The organism is Bradyrhizobium sp. MI1.10 (assembly GCF_055811035.1).
Window position 1 is genome coordinate 1 of sequence record NZ_JBVVPN010000053.1, and the last position, 20,996, is coordinate 20,996.

A 20,996-nucleotide genomic window follows, 5' to 3' on the forward strand; every position below is an offset into this window, starting at 1 on the left:
TCCCTGCAATCTCAAATGCCGCCGCAACCGGAAAACTGACTCCTGCTCAATCGCTTAGAGCCTTGTTCACGGACGACTTTCTACGGTGCGAGGGTGCCGCTAGATGTTGAAGCGGTTGCGATCGATGCCATCGAGGCGGCGAGGGGGGAATAGTTCCTGTCGTTAGAACCTCTCAAGCTGTCTACGTAAGCGCGATTACCAATGTGCACATCTTCCCTGATGATGTAATAGTGGAAGTGACATTTGCGAGCATTTCATCGCAGCCTAGGAGATCGGAATACCCATTTCTTGATCGGGACCTATGTCTTGCGCTTCGTCATTTGGCCGTGCCATTCCATCGACTCGATCAAGATCGGCAGGCGCGTGTTCAGAGGCTTGCCGCACAATCGATCTGCGACTCCCATAGCACTACTAGCACGTTTCTCGCGGCGTCTGTACTACACCCGTGTACGATCGCGCCACCCGCTGCGTTCCCGCCAGAGTCGTAGCGCAGCAGTCGCATCGCATGCTCCCGGTGCAGCCCGGTATTCGCCACGAACTCATCGAGCATGCGGCCTCTTTTTCGACCAGGCACATACCCTGTAGCACCGCGCCAAAAGCAGATCTTAACTTTCCTGGGTCCCCAGACTCGATTGCCTCATAGTCGCCCCCGCGCTTCCCTCGCGACTGCAATTTACGTCAGTGAGCAGCTCGGCGTGAGAAACATTTCTGGCGAAGCAATGCCCCTTCGCTAGATGATTGAAGCGCGGCATAGCGATTCGAGCTCAGCAGAGGCGTGCGTAGGAATGGAATTGGGCGGCTTCATCCCTGCGTCGGCGAAACCTTTAGCGGAACAACTGGACGTATGGCACGCGTGATCTGATCGGTATCGATGATGCCACCACGGTAACGAACACCTTTATCAAGTCCCGATCAAACGCGCTGCGGGTTGCGCCGTCCAAGATCGCGCCGGGTGGAGGATCGCCGGCACTCGACGCTGTTGAACTCATCGGCCACGCTGAACCGCGCCTACACAGAATCTGAGGCTGCGAAATGCTACGTGCAATGTAGGACACTGATATGCCAAAAAACATTGCGCAGTGGAATACGTCATAGCCGCGGTTCTAAACGCAGGATTCACCCGCCATTTGGCGCCTGATTGCATGAACCAACGGCTCCCCATTGCTAGACTTAAGAATTAATCGTGGGTGAAGGTCAAAGGGGTTGACCGCCAAGAGTTTCTCTCATCAAGAGACGGGCCGCAGTATGACCGACCAATTCCTGTCCGTTGTCGGTGGGCGCGATAGCTCCGAAGCTGCCGCTCTCACGCAGGCATCTGCTACACCTATGCTGCTCCGTCCTGGTGCGATGCGTTCCAATGCGCGGCCTTTCGTCCGAAACGCGATTCTCGCGAGCACTTCTCTTCAAGAACTCGCCGTAATAGGAGAATACCTTGAGCCGGTCGTTTTGAGAGAACGCATGGTACTCCAAGAACCCAAAAGGGCTCTTGACCACATCTACTTCATAGAGTCGGGGCTCATCTCGCTGAGGATCGTCGCAGCGGGAAGCGTCCTCGAAACGGCCGTAATGGGACATCGGGGTGCGATCGGCGTTTCGCTTTTAGCCGGAGGGCATCTTGCCACGCGTCAATCTGTCGTCCTCGTTCCCGGAAGCGCGCACAGAATTCTTGTAGAGGATTTGAGACGTGTCCTGTCTGCGTGCTCCGACATACGAGAGCATCTTTATCGGTACGCTCAAGCGCAGAACTTGCATTGCGCTCAGACAGGATTGTGCGGCGTTCGACACGATCGGGAAAAACGGCTCGCGTGCTGGCTTTGCTTGGCAAGCGACGCACTGAATTCTGATGTACTCCCTATTACACATGACTACCTCTCTTCGATGTTGGGATTGCGCCGCCCTGGTGTAACGGAATCGCTGATTCGATTTGAACAGCAACTACTGATTCGCAAGACACGCGGCATGTTGCACATCCAGGACAAGCAGCGCCTCGAGCAACAGGCATGCACCTGTTACAAGCTGATTGCAGGAGCTTATGCTCCAACCGCGACCACCGTTTCTACTATCGATACCGCATGCGGCGGCTTGGAGTCTCATTTCTGAGTCTTGTAGCGGCGACCGCAACGGGCCTTTTGGGCTGCTAAGCGGCGACCCGACACCGCCACATGCTCAGCCAACTTCTTTCTACGCACCGGCTTGAGCGAGCAAAGTGGTGGCGGACGCCACCGGCGCAATGGGAAGCCCGGCATAACATCAATCATTTGCTCGAGCACTTCCAGTCTAGCTCGTCGCGGTGAGCCAGGCCCACCATATCTGTTAGTGAAGTTGACGATCGGGCACTCCTGCCGTCAGCTTACCCTTTATCGAAAAGCCAAATGGGGTGGGCGAGGCCGGGGGTTGGGGAGCTACGCCATCTGCATGCGTCAATAAGTATCACTGCGGCAAGCATGGTCAAAGTATTCCTGCGTTGAGGGCCGCCTTGTTTGACGGACGCGAACGCTGCAGGTCCTAGGAGTAATCCTAGGAGAAGCGCTATGACGATTTCGAGGGCGGAGGTGATCACATCGGTCGAGCGGCGGCGCCGGTGGTCACAGGATGAGAAGGAACGGCTTGTTGCAGCATCGCTCGAGCCCGGAGCCTGCGTTTCCGAGGTAGCTCGCATGGCTGGCCTTCATGTAAGCCAGCTGTTCAGGTGGCGCAAAGAGCTTTGCAAGCACGCTGAAGCGAGTATAGCGCCGTTCGTGCCGGTCGAGATTGGGTCGTCTGTGCCGCCGCGGGCGGTTGCCGAAGCGCCACTGACGACGACGGCGGCGCGTCGACGGAAGAGCCTGGGCATCATCGAGATAGATCTTGGTAGCGGGCACTGCATCCGGGTCGATGGCGACGTTGATGGAGACGCACTACGTCGCGTTCTCGATGCTTTGGTGCGCCGATGATCCCGGTTCCGACGGGCGCACGCGTGTGGCTTGCGACAGGCTACACGGACATGCGGCGAGGCTTTCCGACGCTGGCACTCCAGGTGCAGGAGGTGCTGCGCAAGGACCCGCTCAGCGGTCATCTGTTTGTTTTCCGCGGTCGCCGAAGCGATCTTGTGAAGGTGATCTGGCACGATGGCCAGGGAGCATGCCTGTTCACCAATAGACTGGAGAGAGGGCGGTTCATCTGGCCTTCGGTTGCGGGCGATGCGGTGACGATCTCGCCGGCGCAGATGAGTTACCTGTTGTCCGGGATCGATTGGCGCAACCCGCAAGAAACCCCGCGTCCGACGCGGGTCGGATAGCCGTTTTGGGTTTGAATCTGCTGCTTGATCTGATTCAATGGCTTCATGATATCGAAGCCGGACGACCTTCCACCGGATCTTGTCAGTGCCCTGGCGGCGCTGCAGGCCGAGCGTGAGGCCCGGCTGCGAGCCGAGGCGATGGCTGCCAGCGCGCAAGCGGAGCTGTCGGATAACGCGGCGCTGATCGCGCATCTCGAACTGCGGATCGAGAAACTCAAACGCGAACTGTACGGGCAGCGCTCCGAGCGCACGGCGCGTCTGATCGAACAATTGGAATTGGAACTCGAAGAACTCGCCACCACGGCGAGCGAGGATGAGCTTGCGGCTCAGGCCGCGGCGGCGAAGACCCAGAACGTGCGTGCCTTCACGCGCAAGCGGCCGGTACGCAAGCCCTGGCCGGACGACATCAAACACGAGCGCATCGTCATTGAGGCTCCAACGAGCTGCGCCTGCTGCGGCGGATCGCGGCTGGCGAAGATCGGCGAGGATGTGACCAAGACGCTGGAGGAGATCCCGCGCCGCTTCAAGGTCATCGAGACAGTGCGCGAGAAGTTCACCTGCCGCGATTGCGAGAAGATCAGCCAGCCGCCGGCGCCGTTCCACGCGACGCCGCGCGGCTTCATCGGCCCACAATTGCTGGCGACGATTCTGTTCGACAAGTTCGGCATGCACATCCCGCTTAATCGGCAGAGTGCGCGCTTTAAGGCCGAGGGGATCGACCTGCCATTGTCGACGCTGGCCGACCAGGTCGGCCACGGGACCTTCGCCGTGATGCCGCTCTTCCACTTGATCGAACGCCATGTGCTTGCTGCCGAGCGCCTGCATGGCGACGACACCACCATTCGCATCCTGGCGAAGGGCAAGTGCAAGACCGGTCGGATCTGGACATATGTGCGGGATGACCGGCCCTTCGCCGGGCCAGCGCCACCGGCTGCGGTCTATTACGCCTCGAGCGACCGTCGAGGCGAGCATCCACAGAAGCATCTGGCCGCCTTCGCCGGTATCCTGCAAGCCGATTGCTACAACGGCTTCGAGCCGTTGTTCGATCCGCAGAAGAAGGTGCTGCCGATTACGCCGGCGTTTTGCTTCGCCCATGCGCGGCGGGGCTTCTTCGAGCTGGCCGACATCGAGAAGAACGCCCGGGAAGGCCACAGGGGCAAACCGGTCTCGCTGATCGCGTTAGAGGCGGTCAGACGCCTCGACGCTTTGTTCGAGATCGAGCGCGCCATCAACGGCCGCGGCGCCGACGAGCGGTGCGCCGTGCGCCAGGAAAAGAGCAAGCCGCTTCTCGAGGACATGCATGCCTGGCTGCTCCTCGAGCGCGAATCCCTCTCGCGCTCCTCCGAGGTCCTGAAGCCCATGAATTACATGCTCAGGCGCTGGGACGACTTCGCCCGCTTCCTCGACGATGGCAGGATCTGCTTGACCAACAATTGTGCTGAGCGCGCAGTGAGAGGCATCGCCCTGGGAAGGCGCAATTGGACCTTCGCCGGCAGCCTGCGCGGTGCCGACCGCGCCGCCATCATGCTGACGATGATCACCACCTGCCGTCTTAACGATGTCGATCCCAAGGCCTGGCTTGCCGATATCGTCGCCCGTATCGCCGCTCTTCCCGTATCGCGTCTGCACGAACTGCTGCCCTGGGAATAGAAGCTCCTCCGCCAAGGCGACACTCCCGCCGATCAGCAGGCTGCCTGATCTTCACGCAACGCCCTTCATAGAGCTCGTCGCGCTCGCGCGCATGCGTCAATCAGGCGGCCTTCGTCGTATGCGTACAAGAGCTCGTCGCGCTCGCGCGCATGCGTCAATCAGGCGGCCTTCGTCGTATGCGTACTGGTCAAATGCTTTGCCTCCTCGCTCTACTCAGAAGCAGGCTGGACTCGTTCAACTTACTGCGCTGGTCCTGAGTGCGAATGTGTTGCAATCCGCGCGGCTTGTTTAAGCGCTTCAATCATTACACGTCTGCTCATGTAACCCAGCCGGGTTGACGAATAGCGCGCCGTGACTTGCGGCCTCCGGAACGCGCGACGAACGCAACTGATCCCATTGCGTCAATATTGCTTCTCTGCAGTCGAGATCACGAACGGTAGCTGCGCATACGCCCATTCCTATCGCGAGCAGAGAGGACCCGACGATGATCACGCGCACACCGCAATGGCGACATTCAAGTCAATGCGTCAACTGGGCGGCGCTCGCATCCAGTCTCCTCCAGTCTCATCATCACTAAGGCGGACCGTAAGCGCGGCTCACGCATAGCCGTTGCACCCACCGTACTAAAATATGGACTCATGCGTACGAAACGTACGCATACAAGTCGTTACGGTACAGATAGTACCCTTGTGAAGCGATTACATCACGCTGGCCCAAAGCACACTTGCTTCTGTTCGTTTCGTACGAAGTTTTCGTGCCGCTGACTAACGCAATCTGTCAACTTATTCATGCGAGCGGCGGAATGGTCCGCGCCGCGACGTCACCGATGGAATTCATCGGCGGTGTTCAAGGAAGGCCCTGTAGGTCGTGAACGATTGGGGCGGAGGTGGCTGATCTCCTTGAAAGCGAGATTAGCCATTCTTGGGTTAAACAACTGGAGGTTTTTTTTATGCAGATGGCGAAGAGCCTCTTTCTAGGTTCGGCAGCGGGTCTGATCGCTATTGGCGGTGCGCAGGCCGCCGATCTCCCCGTCAAGGCCAAGGCGATCGAATACGTTAAAATCTGCTCCTTGTACGGCGCTGGATTCTATTACGTTCCGGGCACCGACACCTGCATCAAGCTCGGTGGCTACGTGCGTGGCACAACAATCCTCGGGTCAAACGGCGTTTGGGGAGCTGCGACCAGCGGCCTTGGTGGCGCGCACAACCGCCTTAGCAACTACTACACGACTCAATCCCGTGCGGGCCTTAGCATGGATAGCCGGACCGCGACCGAGTATGGTGTCCTTCGCACTTACGCTGAGCTGGCCTTCACTTGGACTGCGGGCGGCTATGGCGGCGCCGGCACGACGGCCATCAACGGCTCGACGGCCTATAACGGAAGTAACCCTGCAGGAAGCGGCAGCGGAATGATTTCCGGCGGTTCGCTCTCTGTTTACTACGCATTCATGCAGTTCGCTGGCTTTACCATCGGTAGAGCGCAGTCGCAGTTCTCTTCACCTTGGACCAACTATCCAGCAAACGGCTTCGATGGCCTGCCTGGCGGCGGTGGTTGGGAAGCTGTTAATCAGTTTGCCTATACCGCTGATTTTGGGCAGGGCATTACGGCGAGTTTCTCGGCCGAGGACCAAGTTTCTCATAGCACGACAAACATTTGGAACGTGAGCGGTGCGACTGCCGCAGGTCTTGCGACGGGTACATATGGAGCAGGCGACATCGGTGGTTCGCGCTCTCCCGATCTCGTCGCCATGCTACGCGTCGATCAGACTTGGGGGCTTTTCCAAGCATCGGTCGCTGCGCACGATAACCACACCGGTTATTACGGTGCTGACGAAACAACTGGACATCCGGGCGACAAGTGGGGCTGGGCCGGCCAGCTTGCATTGTCAATCAAGAACATCCCGACCGGTGCCGGTGACACGATCAACATCCAAGGCGTTTATACAAACGGTGCATCCGCTTACAACTTTCAGCAGTATGCTCCCTGGACCTTCGCGATATACAGCGGTGCGGGACTTCCTGGTGCATACCAGAGCGTGGGTATTGCTGGTCTCTCTGACTCGGTTTTCGTTGCCGGCGCTGGCCAACAATTGACCACGACCTACGGCTTCAACGGCGGCTACACCCACAATTGGAACCCCTATTGGAACTCCTCTATCTTCGGCGGCTTTGGTGCTGTTCGGTACAACGGCACGGCCAAGGGTTACCTCTGCGGAGCAATCGTCGCAACTCTTGCCCTGTCAAGCGGCGCGGGTGGTTGCAATCCGGACTTCAACTATGCAGCGGTCGGTACGGCCTTGCGCTGGAACCCGGTTAAGAATCTGACTTTCTCGACCGAGCTCGCTTACACGATGCTTGACCAGAAGTACGCGAGCGGAAGCACCGTCACCTTGCCGTTGCAGTCCGGTATTGCCAAGCCCGGCGGGGTATACGAACTGAAGGACCAGCAGAGCCTTCAGCTGATGCTGCGCGCTCAGCGCAACTGGTGAGTTTCATTATCTTAGCGGAAGGAGACAACTCAGGCTCAAATACATTTAGGTAGACCTCCAAGAGGCCTCCGGCATGCCCGCCGGGGGCCTTTCTACTCGAAGGTGAAATTCGCAGGCCACATTTCGATTGACTTTGCCGTCACAAGACGTGGCGCACGAGCGGTCGTAAAGCGTCTCGGCGGCTGCCTACGGCAGCTTGCTACTAGACATCGAGGCGACTGGCGCGAAAGTCCAGCGGACCCATGAGTGCGAACGCTCATGGTCAGACCAGCGCTGTAATAGCCCAGCATCGGTTCTTCCAGCAATGAGGCTCAGAGGCAATTCTACCAGCGTCAGTTTCCGCGTGAGACCCCCGGATTGAGCCGCCATCACGGAGAGCGTCGTGAACGGCAACCGTCGGCTGAGGCGCGGCGGCTCGGAAGGCGCACGTCGGGTGCAAGCCGCGCCGCGCGAATCTGACTCAGGTACATCGGCCGACCAGGCAGTAGATGGCTGATGGCAAGCACATGATGACGATCCCGCTGTCATGAGCGTCGCTGCCGCACAGTCAGCAGCTGGATCGGCGAGTTTCACGATTTCTTTGAACGGATCGGACGGGTTTGAGATGCCACCTTCGACCTGCGCCTGCTGAGCCCCCTGAAACGGCGTTTCGCAACCCGCCAGCAACAGTTCCACCGTTTGATGACCGATGACGGATTCTTTGCAGGATGAGCCGCTCGGGCAGGTGCAACAACTTCCAACGATCAGCGGCGGCGATCATGCCTCCTCAAGTTTACTAGCTACGAGCGCTCTATTCGTTCAACATCATGCGACCTCTCACTTCGATCAGCGTCGAACCCTCGGCCTCAAGCGCGCGCAATCGTTCGGGCCACGGTTTTTGGTGCGTCGGGCTTTGGGCGCTGCAACAATAGCGTTGGCAAGCGCCTGACAATCCGATTGACTAGAGCACCGGTCTTGTTCGATGCCAGTCTTCACGTCGTCGGGGATTGCGCCGCGAGCGTCAATGCTCCACGACAGAATGACGAGCGGCAGCATATGCTCGGTCGCGGTGCCGAGTTCGTCGGTCGTATATTCGATCCCGCAACCGCCCATCACTACCGTGCTGGATTTGTCGCGGCAACCAGCTTGCGCCGATTCTGCCCGGAAGCCCAACTCGCCGCTCAGCACTTCTTTTAGCGATTCAGATTTGTAAGATCTGATCGCACTCATTTGTCGTCCTTGTGACTGGATCTAGTGAAAATCTTTGAAACGGGGGGTGAGATGCACAAATTCAACGTTGTGGCAGCAAAGATTGATCAAAAGCGGCTCACTTGTCCGATATCGTCCGCCAGGCCGCTAGTTAAAATGAAACGGGGGAAACGGTGGATCTGATGCGTGCGCCTCTTGCGGGGGTGTCCTTACGAGCTCGATTGTCCGCGGCTGTTGCAATCCTTCGAGAGCCAATTGTGGTCTGGTCAACAGCGGCGCAGTAGTGCAAGCGCCAGCACGCGCGGGGCGGAAAGAGGGACGATGTCGGGCTCGAGCTTTGTGGAATTTTGTGACGTTCAGAAGACCTATGATGGCGAAACGCTGGTCGTAAAGAACCTCAACTTGGGTATCGCGCAAGGTGAGTTTTTGACGATGCTAGGGCCGTCTGGCTCGGGAAAGACGACCACACTCATGATGCTGGCCGGCTTCGAAGCGCCTACCCATGGCTCGATCCTCTTGGCGGGTCGCTCAATCGACAAGACACCGCCGCACAAGCGCGACATCGGAATGGTATTTCAAAATTACGCGCTTTTCCCGCATATGACCGTGCAAGAGAACCTCGCGTTCCCACTCAGGGTTCGCAAGATCGGCAAGTCCGAGACGGAGATCAGGATCAAGCGGGTGCTCGACATGGTTCGGCTCAGCGCATACGCAGGGCGTCGACCCGGGCAGCTCTCCGGTGGCCAGCAGCAGCGTGTCGCACTCGCACGCGCGCTCGTCTTTGATCCCAAACTCGTACTGATGGACGAGCCGCTTGGTGCGCTAGACAAGCAGTTGCGCGAGCGAATGCAGCTTGAGATCAAGCACATTCATGAAAATCTAGGTGTAACCGTGGTCTATGTGACGCACGATCAGGGCGAGGCGTTGACCATGTCTAACCGGATTGCGGTGTTCAATGATGGCATCATCCAACAGCTCGCCGCTCCGGCCGATCTCTACGAGCACCCGCAGAACACATTCGTCGCTCAGTTTATTGGCGAAAATAATCGGCTGCTGGGGAATGTCGTTGGCATCAACGGCACGACCTGCGCGGTGGAGCTTCCCGGCGGTGGTACGGTGCAGGCGCTCGCGGTCAACGTCGACACAATTGGTCGACGGACCCTGTTGTCGCTACGGCCGGAGCGGGTGAAGCTTAATCCGGCGCCGGGGTCGCTGCCCAATGTTTTCAGCGCGCGGGTCACTGAGCTCATTTATTTGGGAGATCATGTGCGCACCCGCGTTTCGGTGTGCGGCCATGACGACTTTGTGGTCAAGCTCCCGAATTCGGACTCGATAGCACAAGTTGAGCCCGGCGCAGAGATCACGCTCGGTTGGAAAACGGAGGATTGTCGGGCGCTTGACGCGCCCTGACTTACCTCGAGCCAGATAGCTGTCTTCTGTAACGCCGCCCCCATCCTGGGCCAAAGAGGGAGAATGGATGATGAGAAAGTCATTGGTGACCGCGAGCGCTCTCGCCTTAACTGCTTTGACGCTGGGCGCGCTGATCCCGCTCGACTCTGCTTCCGCCGGCGATCAGCTGAGGATTGTTGCTGGAGGCGGCGCCCTCCAGGCAAGTCAGCGTAAGGCCCTGTTCCAGCCCTTCTCGATGGCCACAGGCATCAAAATCACCGAAGACGAATACAATTATGAGTCCGACAAGATACGAGCCATGGTCGAAACGAAAACGGTGAGTTGGGACGTAGTCGACATCAATCCATCGGCGGCCATGAGGCTATGCGACTCCGGCATTCTCGAGCCACTCGACTGGAACAAGCTGGGTCTTGATAAGGCCAAGTTCCTGGGAGACAGCAAGTATGATTGCGGCGTGCCGACTCACGTCAACGCCGCAATCGTCGCCTACGATAAGGACAAGCTGCCAAACGGCCCAAAGACCATCGCCGACTTGTTCGACCTGGAGAAATTCCCCGGAAAGCGCGGACTGTATAAGGATCCCTGGCCCAATCTCGAATGGGCGTTGATCGCCGATGGCGTGGCCAAAAAGGACCTCTACGATGTGCTCCGGACGCCAGAAGGCGTGGAGCGCGCGCTCAAAAAACTCGATACGATCAAGAAGGACGTAATCTGGTGGACAAGCGGCGCGCAGCCGCCGCAGCTACTAGCGGACGGCCAGGTCGTCATGACCTCGGCGTTTAACGGCCGGATCTATGACGCTGTGAAAAACTCCGGTAAGCATTTCGAGATCATGTGGGACGCGCAAATTGCGACGTTTAATCTGTGGTCGATCCCCAGAGGCACTCCGCACCGGGACGAGGCGTATAAGTTTATTGGTTTCGCTGCGTCGGCGCACTCCCAGGCCGAGATGACGCGCTATATTGCCTACGGTACCGGCAACACGGAGGCAACGAAACTAATTGATCCGACGATCCTGGCCGACCTTCCAACTGCGCCGGAGCATGCCGCGCAGGCCATCGATTTTGACGTCCTCTTCTGGATTGAGAACGGCGATCAACTGCGCCAGCGCTTTACCGCCTGGCTTGCGAAGCAACAATGAAGCAACTGCGGGGAGGGCAGCCGTAGTCCTCGTCGCCTAATATGCACGAACGAACAGAGAGAGGAATTGATGGCGACAATGGCCGTCCAAATCGCTGGAAGCTTCGACGGCGTGCCGCTGCGTACTAAGCTACAGCGGATCGAGCGGGCACGCAAGCTGAGGGCTTTCGCGCTTGTTCTGCCTCTCCTGTTCTTCATGCTGATAGGTTTTGTATTGCCGATCGGCCGTATGATGTTCAATGCGGTCCACGACGATACGCTGCTATCCCTGATGCCACGAACCATGGCAGCCCTGAGAGGGTGGGACGGAAGAGACTTGCCCGACGAGACGGTTTACGCCGCACTGGTCGACGAATTGAAAGCGTCGTGGGCGGAGAGGACGGCGGCCCGGATCGGCGAACGAATGAACCATGAGCTACCCGGGTCTCGTAGCGAGCTGATATCGAGCGCCCGCAAGGTGAGCACGCTTGCCGCCGGTCCCTACAAGGCGGCGCTGATCGAGATGAATCCGCTATGGGGGCGGCACGAGATCTGGACCCTGTTGAAGCGAGGAACGTCAGCTTTTACGACGTTTTATCTGCTCCGAACTCTCGACTTCCAGTACGGTCCCAACGGTCAGATTGTGGCCTCACCGCCAGAGAACGCGATCTTCCGCGACGTCTTCTTGCGAACGCTCGGCATTAGCATCGGTGTAACAGTTGCGACGCTGCTGCTCGGCTTCCCGCTGGCCTATCTGCTGGCGACATTGCCCCGCAAGTCAAGCAATCTTCTGATGATCATGGTCGTGCTGCCGTTTTGGACTTCCTTATTGGTGCGCACGACGGCCTGGGTCGTGCTCCTGCAGCAGCACGGCATGGTCAATGACACCTTGATGGCCCTGCACGTCATATCGCAACCGGCCGAACTCATCTTCAATCGGGTCGGGACAATAGTGGCCATGACCCACATCCAGCTTCCCCTTACTCTTCTGCCAATATACAGCGTCATGAAAACTATTTCTCCAAACTACGTCCGAGCAGCTCGCTCCCTCGGCGCTGGTCCTTTCTACGCGTTTTGGAAAGTCTACTTCCCACTAACCCTGCCAGGAATCGGCGCCGGCTGCCTGCTGACCTTCATTTTATGCCTGGGCTACTACATAACCCCCGCACTGGTCGGCGGGCCGGCTGATCAAATGGTCAGCTCTTTCGTCGCCTATTATACTAGCGAATCGCTCAATTGGGGGATGGCCTCGGCGCTCGGCGCCATCCTGCTTATCATGACGCTGCTACTGTATTATATTTTCAACAAGCTGGTCGGCATTGAGCGGATCAAGATTGGATGAGACCGATGGCTGCTTCCGTCTACGCCTCTCCAATGGAGGCCGGCTGGTATTATCTCCACCGACTGCTATGCGGGATGGTGCTGCTGTTTCTAGTCGCTCCGATCCTCGTGATCATCCCACTCTCTTTTAACTCTGTGCCCTTCTTCACATATCCCATGCCAGGCCTGTCGCTTCGCTGGTATGAGGAGTTCTTCCTGACTGAACGGTGGCAGGGGGCACTCCACAACTCGCTTCTGGTTGCCGTTTCCGTCACGCTTCTATCGACCTTTTTGGGAACGTTAGCCGCGCTCGGACTCAACCGCCCGCAGTTCGCTTGGCGAACGCCGGTGATGAGCGTGCTTATCGCGCCGATGATCGTACCGGTTGTGATCACCGGTGTTAGCCTCTATTTCTTCTATGCCGATGTCGGGCTGCTTAACACTTTTACTGCGCTAATCTTGGCGCACACCACGCTGGCTACGCCCTTCGTCGTTATCACGGTCGGCGCGACCCTGATGGGCTTTGACTACTCGCTGACCCGCGCTGCGGCCGGCCTCGGTGCGCCGCCAATCACCGTTTTCTTCACGATCACCTTGCCCCTCATCCTTCCAGGAGTACTGACTGGCTCGCTCTTCGCTTTCATCACCTCCTTCGATGAGGTAGTGGTCGCGCTTTTCGTCGCGAGCGCTGATCAACGCACCTTGCCAAGGGTCATGTTTTCGGGGATCCGGGAGTCGATTAGTCCGACAATCACTGCGGCAGCGACGGTGCTGATCCTATTCTCCTTCGCTATGCTGATTACCATTGAGTTATTGCGGCGGCGCTCCGAGCGCCTGCGCGGTATACGCGACAGCTGAACGCCTGCCGTAGCGTGCAACACCGACGGAACGAAAGCGGCCTCATACGTAGAACATTCGAGTAAGACCTGTCTGGCCAAAACGTTGTCCCGCCGTACGCAGTCGACACCGGACGCGCCTGAGTTAGTTGTGGCGATGTTAGCCTTACGTCCAGCAGCTGGAGGAGAGAACGAGCTGCTCTTCTGCTGCCGGCTTGATGGACAACGAGCATAGGTCTTTCATGAAGCCGAAGTGGGCTATGGGACGTTGGACGTTCGGTCGCGAGTTCAACTAGAGGCAGTCAAGCTGGTCGGCCCGACCCGGCGCAAGCGGTCCGAGCCGAACCTCAGCAGCAGCTGACCGAACGGCTGCGCCATGAGGTGGCCAAGCCGGTGGCCGGGCGGGACATCCTAAAACACTGTCCAGCGTCGGGCGCGTTTGCGCGGAGTAGAAACTTGGCTACCATCTGCGGCTGGGAGGCTAAGGGCCATCAGCCTATCGGAGGCACCGTCCCCATTAGCTTGCACAACCAGACATTTGCTAGATCTTGGAGGAGGCCTGGAATGTCATTCTCAAGATCGCCGTGCAGGGACCTACTGCTGCACGCTGCCCGTACGAATTGGCTGAAGGAGGTCGTCTTCGTGATACGCGTGACATCCTCAATTTCGCAATCGTTTCGGAATTCCGGCCAGGCAACCGACTAAGCGGCCAAGGCGTCCACTATGCACCGATACGAGTCTCTCCATAGGGGGCGCAAATACTTCATTGGGGTTAGAAGTGATCCCCAGGGTTTCAATAACCTGCAAGGTGCGCCAGGCGGTTCGCATGATAGTCCGCGTCGCCAAACAGTTCGGCTAGCACTCGCTGTCGTTTCATATACAAGCCGACATCGTACTCGTCGGTCATGCCAATGCCGCCATGCATCTGAATGCCTTCCTGAACAGCGAGCGCGCTAGCCATGCCAGTCACGGCTTTTGCCACCATGACAGCCTGTTCGGCCCGACCCTCGTGATCGTCGAGCAGCTGCTGGGCTTTGAGCACGGCGGCGCGAGCGACCTCCATTTCCGCGTAAAGGTGAGCGGCGCGGTGTTGCAGCGCCTGAAACGAGCCAATCAGACGCCCAAATTGTCTCCTCTGCTTCAGATAATCAATAGTCATGTCCATAGCGCGTGAGCCGACACCGATCAATTCAGCCGACGCACCGGCCCGCAATGCGGTCAGCGTTTTCGTCAGACCTCTAAACCCGTCATCTACCTCGCCTATAACCGCATGTGCGCAGACCTCCACCCCATCGAACTTCAAACGTGCTGCGAAGCTCGCGTCGATGAGCCGTTCGGATTCCGCCTTGAGATCTAGCGCGTTGCTCTCGACGAGGAATAGCGTGACGCCCATCTCCTCGTCCGACGAACCGGCGGTTCGTGCCGCCACGATCACGAAGTCAGCCACGTGGCCGTACGCCACAAAGCGCTTCTCGCCTGTAAGCCGAAAACCACTGCCGACGCGCTCGGCTTTCAGTCCGATTCGATCCGGCCGATGACGCACCGACTCGTCCACAGCCAGCGTGCCCACAGCGTTCCCAGCGCAGATCCGAGGCAGCCAGCTTTGCCGCTGCTCTGCTGAGCCATTCTTCAGCGCCATAACTGCTCCCACCGCCGTCGTGAGGAAGGGCGAGGGGGTAAGATGGTGCCCAATTTCCTCCAGCACAATCCCAGCTTCGACGTGCCCGAGCCCGGAGCCGCCCTCGGCCTCATCCAGCAGCACGCCATTCAGCCCAAGGTCGGCAAACCGCTTCCAAAGATCGGGCGAAAAGCCAACCTTGTCTTCTGCATCCCGCAACGCGCGCATATGGCTGACCGGCGCTTGTTCTGCGAGAAACGATCGAACCGTGTCAGCAAGCATTATTTGATCTTCGGTGCGGAAGAGGGGCACGATTTCACACTCCGGGCAGCTGGAGAATACGCTTGGCGATGATGTTGAGCTGCACTTCAGATGTGCCGCCTTCAATGGAGTTGGCTTTGGTGCGCAGCCAAGCACGAGCGTCAACGCCTAGCTGAGAGCGCTCACTGTCCCATTCCAACGCATCCGAACCTCCTATCGCCATGATTAATTCATAGCGAAGCTTGTTCAACTCAGTTCCGAAGTACTTGATCATCGACGCCTGGGCCGGATGGCCGCGCCCGTGCTTTAGCTCGTCGGCAAAACGTTCAGAGCTTGCTTCAACCGCCTGAGCGCGGAGTTCGAACATTGCAATGCGGCTCCTCAGAATCGGATCATCCAGTCGTCCATCCGATTCGGTTCCGAGCGCCAACTTGGCCCTTTCCCCGAGTGACAGCCGCGGACTTTCCGATCCGCTTCCAGAAATGTTTTCGCGTTCATGGCTGAGTAGGTATTTAGCGACTTCCCAGCCTTTGTTAAATTCACCTACGAGGTTCGTCTTCGGCACCTTCACATTGTCGAAAAATGTCTCGCAAAAAACCGAGTATCCCGAGATCAGCTTGATGGGCTTGACCGAGACCCCAGGCGTTTCCATGTCAAAAAGCAGGAACGAGATGCCGTTGTGCTTGCTCGATCTATCAGTCCGCACGAGGCAAAAAATCCAATCTGCCTTGTGCGCGTAACTGGTCCAAATCTTCTGACCATTTACAAGAAAGTAGTCGCCCTCGTCCTCTGCCCGGGTCGCCAGCGAGGCGAGGTCGGAGCCCGCGCTCGGTTCGGAATAGCCCTGGCACCAATGGATTTGGCCGGCTGCCATTTTCGGCAGGTGTTCTAACTTCTGTTCTTCCGTCCCGTATTTCAGTAATGTTGGGCCGAGCGTTTCGAGACCGAATGGCTCCAATGGACTGCGGCAGCCGAGACGTCCCATCTCCTCGCGGAGGATTTTGGTCTCCTCATGGGAAAGGCCTCCGCCGCCGTATTTTGTCGGCCAGCTTGGTGCCGTCCAGCCCTTTCTGACCATGCGGTCCAACCAGACTTTCTGCGCGGCGTTCTTGAAGACGGGCCGCCGGCCACCAGAGACGATGTCGTCTGCGGAGCGAACAGGCTCCCGCATTTCCGAAGGGCAGTTGGCCGTAAGCCATGTCCGTACCAGTTGCCGGAACGATTCAAGATCACTCACCCTCGCACATCTCCCACCGTAAATTCCACGTCAGTGCCAACATTCCGTTTGTGCATTGTTCTCTAGTCGCCATTCACTTGATACGAAACAACTCCTGTACCCCGAAGTGCTGAACACGCGCGCTGGCTAACAACGTCTTGCTCCCCGGTGCTGTGGCATGGAAAGCCCGCGCGCCTTCTTCAACGCCGTAGGCGCTTTCTTCGGCAGCGACTGTTGCACTTACCGGACGAGCCACTCACGCCATGGGCAACCTAGCGCGTCAATCACGACAAAAGCGGCCGAGAAAAAACCCATTGAAGCGGAATTTCGTCGAAAAACATGCAGCGCGCGCCTTTTTACGCAACCGCCCGGTTTGCGGCCTTTACCCTGCCGAGAGCACAAGTCCACCCCTGTGGTGCCGCCTGCCTAGCCCGCCAAACGAAGGCCATCTGCCGGTCGCTTCGCCTCGCTACAATGCTCGACGATGCATCACGAAATCGGCTAGCGATGAACAATGTCAGCCGTCCTCCTAATCGATGAGGGAACCTGACACCTTGGACCCAGCCGGTGCGAGCAGCGCAGAGCTCACAGGGGCGCCGCAGCCCATACAAAGGCGATTCGCATCGGTGGCCGCACTGCTCGCCGTAATCCGGGCCGCGGTATCAACGTCGTATTCAAGGAAGGAGTGCGGGTTCTCGCGGCACCAGTGCGTGTCCCGCATATTCAAGGGGAATGCTCTATGCATCATATTGGTCGAACGCGCGTCTAATCCCGCCAGCTTAGCAGCGCCCATCTGGCGTACGATTCCTTGCGGCATAACGGCGGAGTACCTTGCAGGCTTTCGCCACTGATCGCCGGACATCCGCAGAATTTGTGCAATGACCTTAGCTATGCTGGTGGCGTCCGATTGAGAAGATCTCGCTTAGCCCGATGCAATTCTTTCGTTTGGCACAATCATCCGCTCCAAGTGCGGATCCATCCGTCCTCTCGCGGACTGGGCCGAACGCCAATTGACGAGGCGAAATAATCAAGGGGCATGTAAGTATCAAAGCGATGGGGAACATGGATAAAGTTGTCCAAACCGAACTTCACGGCAAGATCGCGGTCATCACGATCAACAATCCACCCGTAAATGCGCTCTCGGCGCGAGTACGCGATGGACTGCTCGAGAGTTTCCAGCGTGTTCTCACATCGGATGCCGATGCCGTGGTGCTCATTTGCGAGGGGCGCACCTTTATTGCCGGGGCTGACATCACTGAATTCGGGAGTCAGAAAACGGGGGCGAGCCTTTTTCAGGTGCAAGCAGCAATGGAGAATGCGACTAAGCCGGTTGTTGCCGCGATCCACGGCACCGCTTTGGGCGGGGGGCTGGAGGTCGCATTGTGCGCTCACTACCGTGTGGCGGCTGCGTCGGCCAAGCTGGGGCTTCCGGAGGTGGCGTTGGGTCTCATCCCGGGCGCAGGAGGCACGCAGCGGCTGCCGCGTATCGTTGGCGTCGAGGGGGCGCTGACCATGATAACCTCTGGGCGCCATGTCAACGCCCGGGAAGCACTGGCCATGGGATTGGTCGATCAGCTTGTCGACGACGGCAAACTGAGGGAGGGCGCCCTCGCGTTCGCGCTCAAGGTGCTAGCCGAGGGCGCGCAGCTGGCGAGGGTCCGCGACAAAAGTGCCAAGCTAGAAGCGGCCAAAAGTCATCCCGAGATCTTTGACAAATTCAGGAAGGACAACGCGCGGAAATTCCGGGGGCTGATCGCGCCCGAGTACAACATACGCAGCATTGAGGCTGCAGTAAATTCAAGCTCATTTGACGAGGGCTTACGAGTCGAGCAGCAACTTTTCGCGGAGCTGCTGTCTGGCTCGCAATCGCAAGCTCAGCGCTACTACTTCTTCGCCGAGCGTCGGGCGCGGAAAATCCCGGATGTGCCGGACAGCACGCAGACACGGCCAATCAAAAAAGTGGGCATCCTAGGCGCAGGCACTATGGGTGGCGGTATCGCCATGAATTTCGCCAATGTCGGCATCCCTGTTACGATAGTTGAAGTCAAGCAGGAGGCGCTCGACAAGGGCTTCGCCGTCATCAAGTCGAACTACAACCGAACCGCCGCGCGCGGCGGCTTGACGCTCGAGCAGGTGACCCAGCGGATGGATCTGCTGACCGGCTCGCTCGCGATGGAAGACTTCGCAAACTGCGACCTAATCATCGAGGCGGTGTTCGAGCGCATGGACATCAAAAAGCAGGTGTTCGCCAAGCTGGACAGCATCTGCAAGCCCGGCGCGATCATGGCCACGAATACGTCGGAGTTGAACGTCGACGAGATCGCTGCGACGACGACCCGGCCGCAGGACGTGATCGGACTGCATTTCTTTTCCCCGGCCAACGTGATGAAGCTGCTCGAGGTAATCCGCGGTGACAAGACGGCGAAGGATGTTATCGCGACATCGATGAACTTGGCAAAGAGGATCGGCAAAATTGCGGTGCTGGCGGGCGTCTGTCACGGTTTTATCGGCAATCGCATATTGACGTCGCGCGAACGCGAAGCCAGGAAGCTAGTTCTAGAGGGAGCGAGCCCTTGGGACGTGGATCGGGTGCTGTACGAGTTCGGCTTTCCGATGGGCTCCTTCCGCATGGCCGATCTGTCTGGATTAGACCTCGGCTGGGTGAGGGAGGAATCAACAGGATCTACGTTGCATGAAGTCTTGTGCGAGATGGGCCGTTTTGGCCAGAAGTCTGGCGCCGGCTACTATGACTACGACGATAATCGCAACGCCAAACCCTCGCTGATCACCGAAGGAATCATTCGCGACTTCATCGCCAAAACCGGCACGATTCCTCGCAGCATCTCTGATGGGGAGATCTTGGAGCGCTGCCTTTATCCGATGATCAATGAGGGCGCTAAAATCTTGGAGGAAGGCAAGGCCCTTCGGGCTTCGGACATCGACGTGGTGTGGGTCAACGGTTACGGCTGGCCGGTCTACCGTGGCGGGCCAATGTATTACGCTGATCAGATCGGCCTAGGTAAGGTCCTCGCAAAGATGAACGAGCTGCAATTCTCGATGGGCGACGACTTCAAGCCGGCGCACTTGCTGGAAAAGCTGGTTGCCGACGGCAAGACGTTCGCCAGCTTCGACCAACGCCTGAGCTAGCCTAGTCTACAACTCGCTTCATCCCGACGAGGGATGGGCCAATCAAATCTAAGGACAACTCTTTCCATGCGTGAAGCTGTTATTGTCGCCGCGAAACGGACCCCTCTTGGCAAAGCCTACCGGGGCGCATTCAACAACACCTACGGCGCAACTCTCGCCGCAGAGTCGATCCGCGCGGCTGTAGTGCAGGCTGGGATTGATCCCGGCGAGATCGATGACGTTGTCATGGGCACAGCATTGCCGCAAGGCACCACCGGCTATAACATCGCTCGTCAGGCCGCGCTGCGTGCTGGTCTTCCGGACACCGTCTCTGGCATGACTGTTGACCGGCAGTGCAGCTCCGGGCTTATGGCTGTAGCCACTGCTGCCAAGTACATCATAAACGACGGCGCCTCAATCGCGATCGGAGCGGGGGTAGAGTCGATTAGCCTTGTGCAAAACGACAAGTCGAACCGCTTTATGACTGCTGACCCCTGGCTAGAGGAGCGCATCCCTGAAGTTTGGATCTCGATGATCGAAACTGCCGAACTTGTCGCCGCACGCTATGGAATCAGCCGTGAGGCTCAGGACGAGTACGCCCACCACTCACAGCAGCGCACCGCCCAAGCCCAAGCAGAAGGAAGGTTCGCTTGCGAGATCGTTCCGGTCACTACCACTATGAAAGTCGTAGTTGACAAAGACACTGGCCAAACCGCGGACAAGGAGATCACTATTTCCGCCGATGAGGGCAATCGTCCGCAAACCACGCTCGACGACCTCAAGAAGCTTCAGCCCGTTTTCAAAGGCGGTCGCTACCTGAAAGAAGGCAAATTTATCACGGCGGGCAATGCCAGCCAGCTCTCTGACGGCTCGGCCGCCGTCCTGATGATGGAACGCAAGGAGGCCGAGAAACGTGGTCTGCAGGCGCTTGGCACCTATCGCGGTATGGCCGTGGCAGGCTGTCGTCCGGAGGAAATGGGCATTGGTCCGGTCTTTGCAATTCCGAAGCTCCTAAACCGCCACGGCCTCAAGATCGAGGACGTCGACATCTGGGAGCTGAACGAGGCTTTCGCGTCTCAGGTGCTTTATTGCAGGGACAAGCTCGGTATCCCATACGAGAAGCTGAATGTCTCGGGTGGCTCGATCGCCATCGGCCACCCCTACGGCATGACGGGCGCACGCTGCGTTGCGCACGCCCTGTACGAAGGACAGCGCCGTGGGGCGAAGCTTGCGGTCGTCACGATGTGCGTCGGCGGCGGCATGGGCGCAGCCGGTCTTTTTGAGATCTCCTGAAGCCATCGGACGCTAACCAAGTTGACCCTTCGGCAGCGTCCGACCTTATAGTGCCAGCCCTCGCTCGTGTCAGAGGGGAACTCGTCCGTCAAAGCAGGTCCTTTGGAGGGCTTTATCAACCCATCCTATCATTTCTCTTGGCTCTACTGCCTTCGGCAAACCGTCACAGACTTGGCCCGCAAATCTGCAAGTTG

At 58.3% G+C, this 20,996-nt stretch carries 14 protein-coding genes; 11 read left to right on the forward strand and 3 right to left on the reverse strand.

Annotated elements, in window-relative coordinates; all coding sequences use genetic code 11:
• Nucleotides 1-1,245 precede the first annotated feature (1,245 nt).
• The 5 genes from AC0L3K_RS34870 to AC0L3K_RS34890 all read left to right on the forward strand — a co-directional run bounded on the left by AC0L3K_RS34870 (nucleotide 1,246) and on the right by AC0L3K_RS34890 (nucleotide 7,415).
• Entirely contained in the window at nucleotides 1,246-2,100 is an 855-nt protein-coding gene (locus AC0L3K_RS34870) for a Crp/Fnr family transcriptional regulator (protein ID WP_473367710.1), read from the forward strand.
• 431 nt (nucleotides 2,101-2,531) lie between these two features.
• Nucleotides 2,532-2,933, forward strand: a complete 402-nt coding sequence (tnpA, locus tag AC0L3K_RS34875) for an IS66-like element accessory protein TnpA (protein ID WP_473367711.1) — start codon at nucleotides 2,532-2,534, stop codon at nucleotides 2,931-2,933.
• A complete protein-coding gene (gene tnpB, locus AC0L3K_RS34880; RefSeq protein ID WP_473367712.1) occupies nucleotides 2,930-3,277 on the forward strand; it encodes an IS66 family insertion sequence element accessory protein TnpB in 348 nt (115 codons plus the stop codon). The genes tnpA and tnpB overlap by 4 nt, the downstream gene beginning before the upstream one ends.
• Before the next feature lie 45 nt (nucleotides 3,278-3,322).
• On the forward strand, nucleotides 3,323-4,927 hold the full coding sequence (gene tnpC / locus AC0L3K_RS34885) for an IS66 family transposase (protein WP_473367713.1): 1,605 nt from the start codon (nucleotides 3,323-3,325) through the stop codon (nucleotides 4,925-4,927).
• Nucleotides 4,928-5,876: 949 nt separating this feature from the next.
• Nucleotides 5,877-7,415 (forward strand): porin, encoded by a 1,539-nt coding sequence (locus tag AC0L3K_RS34890; RefSeq protein ID WP_473367734.1) that lies wholly within the window; start codon nucleotides 5,877-5,879, stop codon nucleotides 7,413-7,415.
• 825 nt (nucleotides 7,416-8,240) lie between these two features.
• Here AC0L3K_RS34890 and AC0L3K_RS34895 read toward each other — a convergent pair.
• Nucleotides 8,241-8,624 (reverse strand): hypothetical protein, encoded by a 384-nt coding sequence (locus tag AC0L3K_RS34895; RefSeq protein ID WP_473367714.1) that lies wholly within the window; start codon nucleotides 8,622-8,624, stop codon nucleotides 8,241-8,243.
• A 300-nt stretch (nucleotides 8,625-8,924) separates the two neighbouring features.
• On the opposite strand from AC0L3K_RS34895, the gene AC0L3K_RS34900 reads away from it, so the two are divergent.
• From AC0L3K_RS34900 to AC0L3K_RS34915, 4 genes are all read left to right on the forward strand, one after another.
• Nucleotides 8,925-10,013, forward strand: a complete 1,089-nt coding sequence (locus AC0L3K_RS34900) for an ABC transporter ATP-binding protein (protein ID WP_473367715.1) — start codon at nucleotides 8,925-8,927, stop codon at nucleotides 10,011-10,013.
• Nucleotides 10,014-10,080: 67 nt separating this feature from the next.
• Nucleotides 10,081-11,154, forward strand: coding sequence for an ABC transporter substrate-binding protein (locus AC0L3K_RS34905; RefSeq protein ID WP_473367716.1), 1,074 nt, complete (start codon nucleotides 10,081-10,083; stop codon nucleotides 11,152-11,154).
• A gap of 69 nt (nucleotides 11,155-11,223) precedes the next feature.
• On the forward strand, nucleotides 11,224-12,474 hold the full coding sequence (locus tag AC0L3K_RS34910) for an ABC transporter permease (protein ID WP_473367717.1): 1,251 nt from the start codon (nucleotides 11,224-11,226) through the stop codon (nucleotides 12,472-12,474).
• A 5-nt stretch (nucleotides 12,475-12,479) separates the two neighbouring features.
• Entirely contained in the window at nucleotides 12,480-13,310 is an 831-nt protein-coding gene (locus tag AC0L3K_RS34915; protein WP_473367718.1) for an ABC transporter permease, read from the forward strand.
• A 771-nt stretch (nucleotides 13,311-14,081) separates the two neighbouring features.
• Here the strand turns inward: AC0L3K_RS34915 and AC0L3K_RS34920 are convergent.
• Entirely contained in the window at nucleotides 14,082-15,218 is a 1,137-nt protein-coding gene (locus AC0L3K_RS34920) for an acyl-CoA dehydrogenase family protein (protein ID WP_473367719.1), read from the reverse strand.
• A 4-nt stretch (nucleotides 15,219-15,222) separates the two neighbouring features.
• Nucleotides 15,223-16,404: an acyl-CoA dehydrogenase family protein gene (locus AC0L3K_RS34925; RefSeq protein WP_473367720.1), complete on the reverse strand. Its 1,182-nt coding sequence runs from the start codon at nucleotides 16,402-16,404 to the stop codon at nucleotides 15,223-15,225.
• Nucleotides 16,405-17,445: 1,041 nt separating this feature from the next.
• On the opposite strand from AC0L3K_RS34925, the gene AC0L3K_RS34930 reads away from it, so the two are divergent.
• Together AC0L3K_RS34930 and AC0L3K_RS34935 are read left to right on the forward strand one after the other, a co-directional pair.
• Nucleotides 17,446-19,530, forward strand: coding sequence for a 3-hydroxyacyl-CoA dehydrogenase NAD-binding domain-containing protein (locus AC0L3K_RS34930; RefSeq protein WP_473367721.1), 2,085 nt, complete (start codon nucleotides 17,446-17,448; stop codon nucleotides 19,528-19,530).
• A gap of 66 nt (nucleotides 19,531-19,596) precedes the next feature.
• The gene (locus AC0L3K_RS34935; protein WP_473367722.1) at nucleotides 19,597-20,802 is read left to right on the forward strand and encodes an acetyl-CoA C-acyltransferase; all 1,206 of its coding nucleotides are present in this window, start codon (nucleotides 19,597-19,599) and stop codon (nucleotides 20,800-20,802) included.
• The last annotated feature ends 194 nt before the right edge of the window (nucleotides 20,803-20,996 follow it).